This is a genomic window from Alteromonas sp. KUL150 (assembly GCF_009811475.1).
GTDB lineage: Bacteria > Pseudomonadota > Gammaproteobacteria > Enterobacterales > Alteromonadaceae > Alteromonas > Alteromonas gracilis.
On record NZ_BLIJ01000010.1, the window covers coordinates 1 to 15,486 of the forward strand.

Annotated in this window: 12 protein-coding genes; 11 read left to right on the forward strand and 1 reads right to left on the reverse strand. The window is 42.5% G+C overall.

Annotation, left to right across the window (positions count from 1 at the left end):
• The first annotated feature begins 171 nt into the window (after positions 1-171).
• From GVO62_RS01760 to GVO62_RS01780, 6 genes are all read left to right on the forward strand, one after another.
• The gene (locus tag GVO62_RS01760) at positions 172-1,023 is read left to right on the forward strand and encodes an HvfB family MNIO-type RiPP peptide maturase (protein ID WP_159117474.1); all 852 of its coding nucleotides are present in this window, start codon (positions 172-174) and stop codon (positions 1,021-1,023) included.
• Entirely contained in the window at positions 1,020-1,784 is a 765-nt protein-coding gene (locus tag GVO62_RS01765) for an HvfC family RiPP maturation protein (RefSeq protein WP_159117475.1), read from the forward strand. Before GVO62_RS01760 ends, GVO62_RS01765 begins: the two co-directional genes overlap by 4 nt.
• A gap of 231 nt (positions 1,785-2,015) precedes the next feature.
• A complete protein-coding gene (locus GVO62_RS19580) occupies positions 2,016-2,138 on the forward strand; it encodes a hypothetical protein (RefSeq protein WP_256253717.1) in 123 nt (40 codons plus the stop codon).
• Between the two features lie 22 nt (positions 2,139-2,160).
• Complete coding sequence (gene apt / locus GVO62_RS01770) at positions 2,161-2,697, forward strand: adenine phosphoribosyltransferase (protein WP_105929287.1); 537 nt, start codon at positions 2,161-2,163, stop codon at positions 2,695-2,697.
• 41 nt (positions 2,698-2,738) lie between these two features.
• Positions 2,739-5,861 (forward strand): DNA polymerase III subunit gamma/tau, encoded by a 3,123-nt coding sequence (gene dnaX / locus GVO62_RS01775; protein WP_159117476.1) that lies wholly within the window; start codon positions 2,739-2,741, stop codon positions 5,859-5,861.
• Between the two features lie 38 nt (positions 5,862-5,899).
• Positions 5,900-6,226 carry a YbaB/EbfC family nucleoid-associated protein gene (locus GVO62_RS01780; protein ID WP_014950049.1) on the forward strand — a complete coding sequence of 109 codons (327 nt, stop codon included), beginning with the start codon at positions 5,900-5,902 and terminating at the stop codon, positions 6,224-6,226.
• A 156-nt stretch (positions 6,227-6,382) separates the two neighbouring features.
• Here the strand turns inward: GVO62_RS01780 and GVO62_RS01785 are convergent, their stop codons facing one another.
• On the reverse strand, positions 6,383-7,171 hold the full coding sequence (locus GVO62_RS01785; RefSeq protein WP_159117477.1) for a ferredoxin--NADP reductase: 789 nt from the start codon (positions 7,169-7,171) through the stop codon (positions 6,383-6,385).
• A gap of 249 nt (positions 7,172-7,420) precedes the next feature.
• Between GVO62_RS01785 and GVO62_RS01790 the strand changes: the two genes are divergently transcribed.
• From GVO62_RS01790 to recR, 5 genes are all read left to right on the forward strand, one after another.
• Positions 7,421-8,125 (forward strand): hypothetical protein, encoded by a 705-nt coding sequence (locus GVO62_RS01790; protein WP_159117478.1) that lies wholly within the window; start codon positions 7,421-7,423, stop codon positions 8,123-8,125.
• Positions 8,126-8,397: 272 nt separating this feature from the next.
• A complete protein-coding gene (locus tag GVO62_RS01795) occupies positions 8,398-10,959 on the forward strand; it encodes an HWE histidine kinase domain-containing protein (RefSeq protein ID WP_159117479.1) in 2,562 nt (853 codons plus the stop codon).
• 4 nt (positions 10,960-10,963) lie between these two features.
• A complete protein-coding gene (locus GVO62_RS01800) occupies positions 10,964-13,357 on the forward strand; it encodes a GGDEF/EAL domain-containing response regulator (RefSeq protein WP_159117480.1) in 2,394 nt (797 codons plus the stop codon).
• A gap of 352 nt (positions 13,358-13,709) precedes the next feature.
• Positions 13,710-14,696, forward strand: coding sequence for a hypothetical protein (locus tag GVO62_RS01805; protein WP_236547039.1), 987 nt, complete (start codon positions 13,710-13,712; stop codon positions 14,694-14,696).
• A 5-nt stretch (positions 14,697-14,701) separates the two neighbouring features.
• Positions 14,702-15,301: a recombination mediator RecR gene (gene recR / locus GVO62_RS01810; protein ID WP_105929294.1), complete on the forward strand. Its 600-nt coding sequence runs from the start codon at positions 14,702-14,704 to the stop codon at positions 15,299-15,301.
• Positions 15,302-15,486: the final 185 nt, after the last annotated feature.

Below are 15,486 nucleotides of genomic sequence, written 5' to 3' on the forward strand. Positions count from 1 at the left end.
GTGCGGGAGCATGTAACACGCACGAATAAGATGGTGTAGCGTTCCCTAGTGAATTATTAGGAGAAATGTACGCAGTCAATATTTATCGAGAGATGGCCGTCTGCAGATGGCCATTTTTGTTTAAAAATATACGTCTTGAATGAAATGCCATGTGGTTAAAAGAGGGAATATATGAAGAATATTAAAGGCGCCGGTCTAGGTTTTCGTCGTGAAATGCTGAAAGATCTGCTACCTGTGTTACCTTCTGAAGTTGATTTTTGGGAAGTCGCACCAGAAAACTGGATCCCACTTGGTGGAAAGTACGAAGCGCAATTTCAGCAGGCTTCTAAACAAGCACTTTTTACCACTCACGGCTTGTCTCTCTCTATTGGAAGTAGCGATAAATTGGATGTCGAGTTTGTTAAAACCGTAAAACGATTTTTGGATGTAAACGACATCTCGCTATATAGCGAACATCTAAGTTTCTGTTCTGGTAATGGTCACATGTACGACCTTATGCCAATTCCTTTTACCGAGGGCGCAATAAATCATGTAGTTTCGCGTATAACCCAAGTGCAAGATATTATTGAAAGGCCATTGGTTCTAGAGAATGTATCTTATTACATTGCGCCCGGACAGGAGATGGACGAGCTAGAATTTACGTCGCGTATCCTGAAGGAATCGGGCTGCCTTATGCTTCTCGACGTAAATAATGTTTACGTGAACAGTATCAATCACAAATATGACGCTGAGGCCTTTATCAACAGCTTGCCGTCAGACAAGATTGTTTACGGGCATATTGCTGGTCATTATGATGAAGCTGCTGACTTAAAAATAGATACTCACGGGGCTGATGTCATTGAACCGGTTTGGAATCTTCTTGAGTACGCCTATCGCACACATGGAATTTTTCCGACTCTTCTTGAACGGGATTTTAATATTCCGCCGTTAAATGAACTGCTTGCAGAAGTGCAGAAGATTAAACAGATTCAAGCTCGATGTGAAAAGACACATCGGTTAGATGCTGAAGGAAGCGTGGCGTGACACAATCATTTAAAACAACGCAAAATGCACTCGTAAACGCAATAAAAGATCCGCGAACATTCAGCGATACAAACGAAGATAGCGCTCGCCGTATAAAAGTCTATCAGTCATTATTTTTCAATAATATTGATAATTTTATAAGTACAGGATTTCCAGTATTGAAATCAGTAGTACTTACACAATTTGGTGAAAGTGCATGGAAGAGTATTGTCCGTCAGTTCTTTATTGAGCATGAATGTCGTTCACCCTATTTTGCAGAGATCAGTAAAGAGTTTGTAGAGTATCTTTCAACTGAGCCTGCCTTCGACATTTCACTACCTGCTTTTGCAGCTGAACTAGCGCATTATGAATGGCTTGAGCTCGATGTAAGTATAAGAAAAAATGAAGAAGGCCGAGAGTTTTTTACCGAAGGCCAAACCGTCAACGCTGTGCACGTGTCTCCCTATGCCTCTTTGGCGGCATACCAATATGAAGTGCATTTAATAGGTAAAGACTATATTCCAGTGCAGCCTGCGCAAGAGCAGCAATTCTACGTGGTGTACAGAGACCGTAATTTTGATGTGCAGTTTGTTCATGTAAATCCGGTCACTGCGATATTAGTGAATACAATAGAGCAAAGTGAGAATGGGTTGAGTACAGACCAACTTGCTCAGTCTTTAATTCACCAAATTCCTCAAATACCCGCTGATGTACTGATCAATGGTATGAATCAAACCCTTTCAGATATGCTAACGAAAGGAATTTTAGTTCCTCTTAGCTAAGTATTACTTTTATTGATGGGTTAGCTTGTTGCCAACGTAGACGGGTTAAAACCTTTCGTTAAGGCAAGCCGCCAATAACGTTTCAGTATTATTTCTTCTGCTTAAACTAAACTTTCGCTACGATCTGTATTGAAAGTGAGCGATCAGTCACATTAGCGCTGTCAATCACGCGTGCTTTCGATTAACATTTAGCACCATTTTTTTGTTCACAAAATTGTTTAGGTAGTGCAAATGGCTGACAATTCAGATTTCAAAGAAGTCTATAACAAGTGGTACTTTCTAGCATCGCTAGTAACTCTAATCGCGTTCCCGTTGATGCATATCATCGCCGGCTGGTTCACCTTCTGGTTATAACGCAGACATTCAAGGCATAATTGTGACTGCAGAATATATTAAATCAGTTGTGAAAACCGTACCTGACTATCCAAAGCCAGGTATATTATTTAGAGATGTGACCAGCGTTTTAGAAGATCACAAAGCTTTCAGTAGCTGTATCTCGTTACTTGTAGAAAAGTATCAGGGTATGGGATTTACCAAGATTGCAGGTACTGAGGCGCGTGGGTTCCTTTTTGGTGCGCCATTGGCCATCGAAATGGGCATTGGTTTTGTTCCAGTGAGAAAACCCAACAAACTTCCTCGTGAAGTTGTAAGTGAAAGTTACGAGCTTGAATACGGCATGGATACTTTGGAAATCCATAAAGATGCCATTGAACCAGGCGATAAAGTACTTCTTATCGATGATTTACTTGCAACTGGCGGAACCATTGCCGCTTCGGCTAAGCTGATCCGTTCGCTGGGTGGTGAAATTAACCATGCAGGTTTCGTGATTAATTTGCCTGATTTAGGTGGTGAGAAAAAATTGAGTACGCTTGATATCGAAAGCTATTCTATTTGTGAGTTTGAAGGCGAATAATCGTCTTAAAGCGTAACTAGCAAAAGGCGAAATACGTAATAATGAGTTATCAGGTACTAGCAAGGAAGTGGCGACCAGGCAAGTTCAGTGAACTTGTAGGTCAAGAACATGTCGTCTCTGCCATTTCAAATGCTTTGGATAACGATCGCCTACACCACGCATACCTTTTTACAGGTACGCGAGGCGTAGGTAAAACCACCATTGCGCGTATTTTTTCTAAAAGCCTTAACTGCGAAGAGGGGCAAGGCGCTAACCCTTGCGGGGTATGTAATACCTGTAAAGAAATAGAGCAGGGCAATTACGTCGACTTACTAGAGATTGATGCTGCATCAAGAACGAAAGTCGAGGACACTCGTGAGCTTCTTGACAATGTTCAGTACAGACCCACTCGCGGCCGCTATAAAGTGTACCTTATCGATGAGGTACACATGCTCTCTAAGCACAGTTTCAATGCGCTGCTAAAAACGCTGGAAGAGCCACCACCTCATGTAAAGTTTTTGCTTGCGACGACAGATCCACAGAAGCTCCCTATAACGATTTTATCACGATGTTTGCAGTTCAATTTGAAGGCAATGTCGCGGGAACAAATTGTTGGGCAGCTACAGCATATACTTCAACAAGAGCAACTGCCGTTTGAGCAACCTGCCTTAGCGCTGCTTGCTCGTGCCGCGCAAGGAAGCATGCGCGACGCGCTTAGCCTGACTGACCAAGCTATTGCGCAAGGTGGAAATCAGGTTCTGGCATCTGTCGTAACTGACATGCTCGGGCTGATGGATAAAAATCAGCTGCTTAAGGTGGTTCATGCTGTCGTTAGTAAAAGTCCTGCAGATGTACTTCAGCTGGTCAATGATATTGCAGAACAGGCGCCTGATTATGATAACGTGCATGGTGAACTTGCCAGTTTGTTACATCAAATTGCGTTGACGCAATGGGTGCCCGAAGCATGTAAGCTGGAAACTACATCCGCGAAAGCAATATTCCAGTTAGCCAAAACTATTCCCGCTGAACAAGTACAATTACTCTATCAGATTGCATTGCAGGGAAGAAGAGATCTACCGTTCGCTGCTGACGGTAAAAGCGCCTTTGAGATGACGTTGATGCGCATGATGTCATTTGCTCCAAATAAGCCCATCAGTGATACCGCAAGTGAGATTGAAAACGGGAGGAGTGAGCATAGTTTACCTGTAGAACATGCTTCTTCCAGTGGTGGCCCGGGAAACGTCGGTAAGCAGGAGGATGCGCCAAATAGCGAAACTCCTGCAGCAGTAGCGCAGGAGCATACGGCCTCTGAAACAGCAACAGAAAGCGCACTGGCAGAGCAAGCTGAAAGTTTGCAATCAGACAGTAAATCTGATGACACAAAAGCTATTAGCCAAGACGCGGCTGAACTTCATAATGATGGTGATGGCTTCTCTGAAATAGCTATTGAACATGCCTCTCAACAATCTGTTGTCTCTGATAATACTGTTTCGCAAAGCACAATAGTCGATAGCAAAGAGCAAAGCTTCCCTGACGTTGTATCAAAACCCCCAATCGCACATAAAGAAGGCGTCAGTGCAACTAATTCTTACACTGCTCCTGTTTCAAAACCAGAACCTGCCTTTGATGACAGTAACGTGCAAACGGAAAACAAAAGTACTCTTGATGAGCCGCCTCTTGATGCCTACATGGACGAGATGCCGCCGCAGTCGGAAGACGACGGTTTTTATGGCACTAGCGATAGCTTTCTTGACAATGAGTCCTTTGAAAACCAGTCGGCTAGCATGGGTACTACTGGTGAATTTGAGCTGGGAGCGCAAAACACGGGTGATGAGCTAAGGGATAGTGAAACACTACCGTCTTTATCTGCCGAAGAGCAGCTTACGTCGACGGCTGATATGCTTGCCCTGCGTCAAAAACTTAAGCAAAAAAAAGCGCAGGACGCTGACGCTCAGAACAACAAGTCTGCCAGTGATAAAAGCGCGAGTGCAAGTGATATTCAAGCTCGTTTTGCAAGGAGCAAAGCCGAGGCATCAAGTAATCAGTTTTCAGATAGTGCGATAAGCAATCTCCCAAACGCTCACTCGTTGTCAGGCGCCACGGAAACGAATAATACCTCAACGCAATTGCACAGCCAAGAAAGTGAAAACAGCCCTGAGCATGAGAACAGTGTTGAGCGAGAAAACGGCCCTGAGCAAGATAGCAGCCCTGAGCAAGCGAACAACCCTACGCTATATAGCAGCCACGAGCCAGAGAAGTCCCCTGAGTCAAAAGGCAATCAAGAGCAAAATTTCAATACTCAAGATGCGATTCACAATCGAGGACAGAATGAGAGCGGTGAGTCTCAAGCAAGCGTCATAATTGAAGAGCGCGATAACAATGAACACATTGAGCGCACCGGGGAGCGCACCAGACACACACATAGTGACCTATCACCACCTGTAGATGGTGAACGTCAAAGCGCTAATACTGAAACAGACGACTTTTCACTTGATGATTTCGAAGAAGACATGCCTTTTTCGAAAGATGAAGTCAGTGCACAACCGAACATTGAGCATCAGCTTCAAGACGCACCGCCGTGGGCAACTGATTTTGATAACGCACCGTCACAGCATTTCGAAAATTACGACGATGCATTAGCGTTGGTAGATAACAATACGAGCCCAAATATACCGCTTCCCGAGCAACGGGAAGACGCAGGGGATCGTTCTTTTGTGCGTGATGCACTGGATTTTGATACGCCCCTCAGTAGTACTTACAGTGGCAAATTAAATGCATTTTTAAACGATGGAAGTAAGTTGATTCACGCGAGTCAAATAGATGACTGGAGTAATCTTGTTGAGCAAATGCCAGTCGCTGGATTACTAAAGCAATTAGTCCTGCACGCATCATTTTCTCGAGATGGTAATCAAGTATCCCTTGAAATTGACCATAGTCAGACGCACTTACTTAATGACAGTACGAAAAAACAGTTAGTTGACGCAATACATCATGGACTAGGTGAAAACGTAGAGGTAAATATCACCTTAGGTGAACCATCATCGACGCCTTTTGCGTTACAACAAGAGATTCATGCCATGCGCCACGCGCATGCGCATACGGTTATTAAAACCGATGAAACAATTCAAGCATTGCTATCGACTTTCGATGCGTCAGTGCTAACCGATTCGGTTAAAGCGCGATAGCAGAATTATTAACACCAAAACGAAGCGAGACAAAAATTATGTTTAAAGGTGGAATGGGCAATATCATGAAGCAGGCGCAGCAAATGCAAGAGCGCATGCAAAAAGCACAAGATGACCTAGCTAAAATCGAAGTAACCGGTGAAGCCGGTGCAGGTATGGTTAAAGTAACCATGACATGTAACCACAACGTTCGCCGCGTGGACATCGACGAGTCATTGATGGACGATGACAAAGACATGGTTGAAGATCTGGTTGCTGCAGCATTTAACGATGCAGTTCGCCGCGTTCAAGAAACAAGTAAAGAGAAAATGGGTGATGTGACTGGCGGAATGCCACTACCTCCTGGCTTCAAAATGCCGTTTTAAGCAAAAAGCCCCGTATTCATTGGTCTCTGGCTTTTTAAAAAGTTAGAGGGCAAATAGGGGGCAAAGAAATATCTTCAAAGCTCTGGATAACCCAGAGCTTTTCTGTTTTTGTCGAAAGTAAAACTTGGCACTTTAGCTTTTCAAGCCATGCAATGATCATTTTTCAATAAACGCCTGCTCAATTACATAGTGTCCCATTCGTCGAGAATTAGCCTTTGAGAAACCTCTATCGTTTAGCATGATCATGAGGTCCTGCAACATATTGTCATTTCCACAAAGCATGAAGCGATCGTGATCTGGATTTAAGGAAGGCATTGATGTATCGGCAAGCAGTTTGCCGTTTTCTATAAGGTCTGTGATGCGTCCTTCATGGCGCACACCTTCAAAAACATAGTCTTTTCGTGTCACCGAGGGGTAATAAATCAATTTTTCACGTACTTGTTCACCAAAATAAGGATTATTCGGCAGCACATTTTCAATTTCGCTCTGATAGGCTAACTCCGAGCGCCACCTCGTGCCGTGAACTAAAACGATTTTTTCAAATTTTTCATAAATAAAAGGGTCGCGAATTATACTCATAAAAGGCGCTAACCCTGTGCCTGTGCTAAGTAGATAGAGGTGCTTCCCAGGTAATAGGAAACCGGGTACTAGCGTACCCGCTGGTCTAACGGAAAGCATAATCTCATCGCCAATTGCAATATTTTGCAATCGTGATGTGAGAGCACCATCTGGCACTTTGATACTAAAAAATTCTAGCTCCTCTTCGTAATTCGGGCTAGCGATGCTGTATTCGCGCATCAGTGGTTTTCCGTCAACTTCCAACCCAATCATCACAAACTGACCACTTTCGAAACGAAATGATGACTCCCGGGTAGTTTTAAAGCTGAACAACGTCTCGTTCCAATGGTGAACATCAGTAACCGTCGCACTGATCAGATTTCGCATCCGCTCTCCTTATTATTTCACTGTACGGTGAAGTGTTAAACCAACTTACGTGAGGATATTTCTCAATAATATTGAAAGTACTATTTTGGGTACGAACGAACCATTTTTTCGTTTATCACCAAGTAGAAATTAAACTTTAAAAGTGGCGTAAGCTACATTAAGAAGTGTTTAGAATAGTTTGCAATACTTGCACAATACCCCAGCTAGCGAGTAAACAATAAAAAGATATGAGTTTACAAGGCTTCTATTTTGCTCGCTAAAATATTTAAACATTTTAAAGCCCGTGATGCGGAGCTGGCTTCTTCAAACAAGCATACTGGTGATGCGGTCTCTATTTGGCGCGATACTGGGCAGGTGTATTACTTAGAAAACACGTTAAAACTCACTTATCAGTCTAACTCAGGTGCGATTACGATTGAAAAAGTATCTCTTGAATCTCTTCCCCGCGTCCTTAAAGAACTTCAAAATTTAGACAATAATTCACCGCTCGCTCGCCAAGAGGTCGCTAATCAAACAGATGCATTTTACGTTAGCGTTTGCGGGGTAACATGGCAGCGCTCTTCTGATGGAAACAATGTTCGTGTCAAAGCGCTTCCCGAAGCTGCTGTGTTGAGAAGCCCAACTGCATGTTTTACAAAATCGCAGGCGGTATTTAAACATGCTTTTATGTTGGAGCATGACGATTTATTGTCACCGACGTCGTCTTCAAGCAAACCTGGCATTTACACATACAATCGAATTTCAATCGCAGATTTTACTGAACAGTTAAAACGTTCAAATGCACAGATAGCGCCCTCTCACAAAGCAAAAGTAGGCATCCAATATGAGAACTTTAAAAGTGCATTTACTGAGCATGAGCAGGCGATTATTGACCAGTGCCTTGAAACGGAGTTCTTCGAGAAAGTCGATGATGGGAAAATGAACCTGCTATCAAACGACGATAAGAGAACATAGCGAAGTCGCAGTGTTCTTGCCTGAATTCATAACGCTCAGGTAAAACTGGGATTATGCGTGTCATAGTAAAGCCTCTCAGTTATATTAATATATTCGCATGAACGTATCTTTATCTTGGAGAGTGGGCTATACCTTTAACAGCATCAGGTTAAAAACATATCCAAAATCCTTTTTAACACAGTCTTATCAGTAAACAGAAGGCTAATGATGTGATGCACCCTCAAACCAGAGATGTTAAGCAAGCAAACGAGTAAACAACTAAATGGCGTTTTATGAGCAGCGACACTAAAGAACTATCTTCACTAATCACGCAGTGTGACAAAGAGCCTATACACCTGTTAGGAAAAATTCAGAATCATGGATTTATGGTGGTTCTTGATAGGTCTGGAACGATTGAATTTTTATCAGAGAATGCCTCTGCATTTATAAATAAGAGTACAGACGAGTTAATCGGTGCTTCTTTTTGGAATCTCTTAGATCGGAATTTAGTTCATTCAATCAAAGGGGCACAAAGCCAAGCGATTATTCTTGGTAAAGCGGCCTATCTCTACTCGGTTTCTGTTGCTTTCTCCGACAATACGTTTGATTTATGTGTTCATCAAAGTGATGGATATCTTGTCCTTGAGTTTGAACATAGTGAGTCCTCGCGAAAATTTGAAAGTGTCATTGAGGCGTTGATGATTCAAATGACAATGTTTTCGGAACTCGGAGAGCTTTATTCTGGCCTTGCTCAAAGCGTTCGCACTGCAACGGGCTTTGATAGAGTGATGGTGTATCAGTTTCTTGCTGACGGCTCTGGTGAAGTAATCGCTGAATCAACATCAGGCGAAATGACCCCATTTTTAGGGTTAAGGTACCCCGCATCAGATATTCCTCGTCAGGCTCGGCAGCTGTACAAGAAAAACCTCATAAGAATCATATCTGACGTTTACGGTGAAACACATGAGATTTTAGGGAGAGATGAGAACAAAGCGCGGCATGTTGATCTATCGCTGTCTCGTCTGAGAGCTGTGTCTGAAGTGCATATTCAATATCTGAAAAACATGGGTGTTGGGGCATCCATGTCTATATCGCTTATTGTTGAGGGTGAGCTCTGGGGGTTAATTGCATGCCACCACAATAGCCCAAAAGTAGTGCCCAGTAGGCTCGTATCGCAATTAGAGTTATTCGCTGAAATGTTCTCGCTTGAGCTTTCTCGACGGCTAGTTACAGAACGGATCAGAGTGAGTGAACAAGCAAACTCAACCTTCGCACGAGTTTTAAGTAATTTTTCCCACGGAGGCTCAATTACTAACGCGATAGTCGAGCAGTTGGCCCTCTTAAAAACCCTTATTGATATAGATGGTGTGGGCTGTATTTTTAGCGGTGAATATACCAGAGCAGGCTCTGCTCTTGATGAGGAGAGTATTCTGCGCCTTACCGCTATCTTAAAGCGGCTTCCTGAAGAAGAAATACACCAATTTGATAGTTTGGCTGACTGTGGCGGTGATTTTTCTGGTGGAAAGGTTGCCGGTGTACTCGCGCTTAAGATATCAAGCCAACCTATGGATTACATATTCCTTTTCAGAAACTCAGTTGTAGAGCAGGTGACATGGGCAGGTAATCCAGAAAAGCGAGTTGAACAAAAAGGGGAAGAGAAGATCCTCACCCCAAGAGCAAGCTTTGACAAGTGGATCGAATATAATGAATTTAAGTCGATTCCGTGGACTACATTAGATATAGAACGGGCTAAATCCATTCGCCTTGGGGTTATGGAGCTGACGATCCGCCATCTCCATGAGAAAGAAGCATTACAGCGAGAGGCTAAAAAAAGGCTGGAACTGCTCATAGGAGAGCTTAACCATCGCGTTAGAAATATTTTAAACTTAGTGAGCGCTATTATCGGACAAACGTCTCAGCATAAAAAAAATATCAATGACTTTGTAAGCTCTCTGTCGTCCCGTATTTCAGCGTTAGCTTTGGGTCATGATCAACTTACTCACGCCTCATACAACAGTATTCATTTTCGGCAGTTGCTCAATAACGAGTTGAAAGCGTACATGGTCAACGAATCATCGTTCCATATTGAAGGCCCTGAAATCAAACTAAAGCCGTATGCAGTAACGCCCATTGTCCTTGTTTTCCATGAAATGATCACGAATGCTGCAAAGTACGGTGCGTTAAGCGCAACAAGTAATGACGGCAGGGTGTCAATCACTTGGGAGCTTAATAATAAGGGCTGCAAGATATTCTGGAAAGAACTTGGCGGCCCTCCTTTACATAGTCTAGGGGAAGATAGTTTTGGAATGACGGTTATTAAATCTGTTATTCCACATGAACTAAAAGGCCGAACTGAAATTAAGCCAACGATAACGGGCCTCACCGCAGAATTTTTGATACCCAGCAAATATATAGAGCTCGAAGACACTTATCTAATTGATGAACACGATGAAGGTAACAACAGAGCTATTAAAGCTAATAACATAGAGAGTCCTAAGCCACTTTCTAGCGCCTTTATTGTAGAAGATAACTTGCTTATTTCTCTAGATTTGAAGAAACACCTCAAAAAAATGGGGCTCGAGCAAATTGAAATTTTTGGCGATATTGCCAGTGTCCGAGCTGCTTTGGCGAAAAGTCGACCATCAATGATGTTTTTAGACGTACATTTGGGGCATGAAAATACCTTCCAATTGGGAGGAGAGATAGCGAAACTATCTATCCCATTTATATTTATAACAGGTTACGGCGCCGCAATTGATTTACCCTATGAGCTTAAAGATGTGACTGTGTTAACAAAACCTGTTGATACCGGTCTTTTAAAACAATCAATAGAAGCCTTCGGCTTTGAGGTGTGACGTAGTGACAAAAATAATGGCTCCGTCAGTAGTCATAGTCGAAGACAGTCTCGTCGAGATTATGAATATCCAAAACATACTCGCGGAGGCTGATATACGGGTCTTAGGCACTGCGATAAATACCGAACAACTTTTTGCGTTAATAGAAAAAGAAAGCCCTGATTTGATCCTCATGGATATAAACCTAGGCGGAGGTGAATCGGGTATAGACATTGCAAAGTTAGTTGCTGAACAGTTCGCGGTTCCCATCGTTTTTACTACTTCATATTGTGACGACACCACTATCTCTAATGCTTTAAAAGTGTCGCCCTATGGTTATCTCGTTAAACCCTATGGCGCATTGTCATTAACAACGACAATATTGGTCGCCCTTGAGAGAAAAAGAATTGAGCATGAACTCGCCTCGTCGAACCGCCGTTTTGCCATGGCGTCAGATATGGCGAAACTGGGAGTGTTAGAAATTGATAGCGCCTCTAGCTCTATAATTATTGAGAGTGTAGATAACCTTTTTGATTTTCCTAGAAAGCTCACCGTAGAGAAATTCCTTTCTTTGTTTACTGACGAGCAGCGCTTAGAAATGGCAGAAGCAATAAGGCTCAAGACTAATTATTTAACGACTCTGCAGTTAAAAATTGCTGGAAGAGAAACTCGTTGGTACCAGGTTGTCTTATCTGATGTAGTGTGGGAGAAGGACTATGTGCAAATTGGTGCTATTCAGGATATTTCAATTCTGCAACATGCTCAGTCTAACCTGACCATAGCAGATCGGGTTGTTAGTGAAATTAAAGAAGGGGTGCTGGTTTGCGATGCGAACGGGTCAATAGTCAAGGCTAACAAAGCGTTGTGCGAAATGCTTGGCTGCGAGCCGAGTGAGCTTATCTCACAGGATATAAATAAAATTTTCCCCAAAGAGCGCAGACACGACCCCCGTCCCGATTACCTAATGGATGGGTTAAGAACAGATCTCACCATCGTAAATGAAGGGCGTAGATATCATTTAGTTATGTCAGTCACGTCTTTCGATAATGGCAGTGGAGAAACTCACTTTGTTGCTATTTTGACCGATGTCTCAGACCTCAAGTCATCGGAAAACCAATTAAAGCTTTTAGCGTTTACCGACGCACTCACTGGGGCAGGCAACCGCAACCATTTAAATAATCTAGTAGAAACGTTCAGTGAGTCCTGCGAACCATTTTCAATTATTTTTATTGATATTGATGAATTCAAACTCATTAACGACACCCATGGTCACGAGGTAGGCGATGAAATCCTCAGAACTTGTGCCAGCCGTTTCAAAGCAGCAATTCGGCAAGACGACTCCGTCTTCAGGTTCGGTGGTGATGAGTTTGTAGTTGTTACAGGTACTACATGTGAAAAGCATTTGAGTAACGTGACTTTCAGGCTGTCAAAATGTTTTAGCAAATCTTTCAAAACATCATCGGGCAGCTTTAATATCTCGGCAAGTATAGGCGTGGCCACCTCGACAGGTAACATCCCTGCTGTTGATTTATTAAAAAATGCTGACATAGCTATGTTCTCAGCTAAACAAAACGGAAAAAATAACACAGTCGTATTCAGTGAAGACTTATCTAAAAACATAGAGTACCAACTGTTTATCCAGCAAGGGCTAAAAAGCGCAATTCAGAATAAACAAATCACCGCCTACTATCAGCCTATTATCGGGGCTAAAGGAGAAATAATAGCCATTGAAGCGCTTGCCAGATGGTACATTCCTAGCCACGGTCCTATTAGCCCAGATAAGTTTATTCCCATTGCTGAGCGCTCGAATCACATCCATGACATCGGTCTACTAATGTTGGATGAGGTTTGCTTTGCAATTAAAACCATCGATCGCTGGGGTTTCTCAAACGTAAGATTTAACTTAAATATGTCAGCTGTACAGCTTCAAAATTCAGGAATAATCGACCTGTTTGCGGAACGCTTCTCTTTTCACAATATTTCTGCAAAACGAATTGTTATAGAAATCACGGAATCAACCTTACAAAGTGAGAAAGCACGGGAGGTGCTAACAGCTATCAAGCAGCTAGGTGTTACAATTTCAATCGATGATTTTGGCACTGGTTTCTCATGCATCTCAGAACTTGCGGACGAAGCTTATGATTCGATAAAAATAGACCGTTCATTGCTGCCAGATTTTCCTCTTGAGACTAGAGGGGAACTACGAAGATCGCTCATTATCGAAAATGTAGTCTCAATGTGTGAAAAACTTGGAATGCCTTGTACTCTAGAGGGATTAGAAACTGCTGAACAGGTCAACTTTGCGAAGAAAATTGGTGCTCGTGCTATGCAAGGCTTTTACTTCAGTAAACCTCTTAGCTTGGAAGGGCTAATGGAGTTTCTTCAGGCCGAGTTTGCAACGAGAACCGTAAATGTTTAGCGCGACTAGCCTTCAGAAATAAACCAAGCTAGTAATGCCCATTATTAAAGGAGCGCGAGAAGTTAACGTTGGTATTTTGATTTTTTACCCTTGAGTTTTGCATCAATGCCAATCTCATATACGTTTTTGAGTATGTAGATAATTCCACTATACTGCTCAGCAAATTCAGACGGTTTCAATCAGTACAACATATCGCACGGATTGGTATTAGATGCGAGATTGGTCTTATTTCTTATATTATTCGTTATATTACTGTCGCCATCATTCCCAAACTGCGTAATGCTTCTTACTAATCAAATTCAGGGAAATGATGTGTCGGCACACTTTTACCTAAGATAGAGGGTTTTTAGTAGTGCTAAGGAAAGGCTTAGTTATCACCACGGTTATTCTTCTTCCTATTGCCGCCGTGGCATTTTTTATGAGTGTGCATGAACTGTTTAAAATGAAAACAGTGACAGTCGATCCAAAACTTAAAGAAATATCAGGCATTGAATTCGATAAGTACAAAAGACTTTGGGCTATCAACGACAGTGGTGACGGACCCATTCTCTACATGCTCAATAAAGATGGTACTATAGAAAGAGAAGTTACGGTTACCAATGCAAAAAATGTCGATTGGGAAGATATGACTCAAAATAGTTTTGGTCATTTCTTTTTAGGCGACTTCGGGAATAATGACAATAAGCGCCGTTGGCTTACGATCTATAAAATCGAAAATCCCATTGATATAAAAACAGATACTACCGAAGCTGAAATTATAAAATTTACTTATCCGGAAATGGGAAAAGGCAAAGTTAAACCCCAGGATAAGAATTACGACCTAGAAGCCTTTGTTGAATATAAACGAAATCTTTATTTATTTACCAAAAACAGAACCCAGCCTTTTGATGGTATAACGAAGCTTTACAAGGTAGGTGATCATGCCGCCAACTTTGATGCACAGCTTATTGGCGAGTTTAAAACCTGTACCACGCTTGAAAAATTATGCTGGATAACCTCTGCTGCAATTAGTCCAGACAGAACAAAACTCGTATTACTAGACTCTACCAGTTTATGGCTGTTTGAAAATTTCGAAGGTGATAACTTCTTCAGTGGAGACGTGTCTCGCATCGACCTAGGCGTAGTCACACAAAAAGAGGCGGTTACTTTCTACGATAACAATACGCTGGTTTTTACAGATGAAGAGTATAAAGGGTTATTTGGTGGAAATGTGTATGAAGTTAAACTCGACCAAGCCAAGCGTAACGTGATTAAATACCGCGATAGACTAAAACGAGATAGCGAAGGCGCAGAACCAAAGCGCGAGTCCTCTCAACTAGAAAAAGCACCGAAGCAGTAGATATTATGAAGTTCAGTCCCTTACTTTCAGAATTAATTCAGGCCCTAACTTGCTTACCTGGTGTTGGTAATAAAAGCGCGCAACGAATGGCGTTTCACCTTCTAGAGCGAAATCGCACGGGTGCTATTGATTTAAGCAATGTGCTTCACAATGCCATGGAGCATATTCATCACTGCAAGCGCTGTAGAACCTTCACTGAAGACGAACTATGTGACATATGCCGTCATCCCGAGCGAGAAGCAAGCGGCCTTCTGTGCATTGTAGAAAGCCCGCAAGATGTTTTAGCAATTGAGCAAACGTTAAGTTACAAAGGCCAATACTTTGTGCTTATGGGGCACTTATCACCTATTGACGGCGTTGGGCCCGAAGAAATAGGGTTAACAGAATTAGAAGCACGCCTTGGTGCGGGTGGAATTAATGAGGTGATCCTTGCTACCAATCCGACAGTGGAAGGAGAGGCGACGGCGCACTACATAGCACAACTTTGTGCAAGCCACAGTGTTGATGCTTCTCGTATTGCCCATGGCGTGCCAGTTGGCGGAGAGCTCGAGTATATTGACGGCAATACGCTAACCCATGCGTTTTCAGGCCGCCGTAAGCTTTAGTTTTAAAGCGTCGCGTTTTTCTATGAGTAAAGGTGAACGCGATTTTCTTCCTATTCGGCTATTGCTTTTTGGGCGACTCCCTCTTAATCGTTTGTAAAACAGCCTACGCCACTCGTTCTCATTAAAAAATCTCCCAATTGAAGATAAATTTTCGTTCTAAACGTTGAAAAGTACGTTGAGCGACC

What these genes read in the sequence shown, in the direction of transcription:
- GVO62_RS01760 (WP_159117474.1), top strand. Translation starts at nt 172, where the DNA reads ATGAAGAATATTAAAGGCGCCGGTCTAGGTTTTCGTCGTGAAATGCTG.
- GVO62_RS19580 (WP_256253717.1), top strand. Translation starts at nt 2,016, where the DNA reads ATGGCTGACAATTCAGATTTCAAAGAAGTCTATAACAAGTGGTACTTT.
- dnaX (WP_159117476.1), top strand. Translation starts at nt 2,739, where the DNA reads ATGAGTTATCAGGTACTAGCAAGGAAGTGGCGACCAGGCAAGTTCAGT.
- GVO62_RS01780 (WP_014950049.1), top strand. Translation starts at nt 5,900, where the DNA reads ATGTTTAAAGGTGGAATGGGCAATATCATGAAGCAGGCGCAGCAAATG.
- GVO62_RS01785 (WP_159117477.1), bottom strand. Translation starts at nt 7,171, where the DNA reads ATGCGAAATCTGATCAGTGCGACGGTTACTGATGTTCACCATTGGAAC.
- GVO62_RS01795 (WP_159117479.1), top strand. Translation starts at nt 8,398, where the DNA reads ATGAGCAGCGACACTAAAGAACTATCTTCACTAATCACGCAGTGTGAC.
- recR (WP_105929294.1), top strand. Translation starts at nt 14,702, where the DNA reads ATGAAGTTCAGTCCCTTACTTTCAGAATTAATTCAGGCCCTAACTTGC.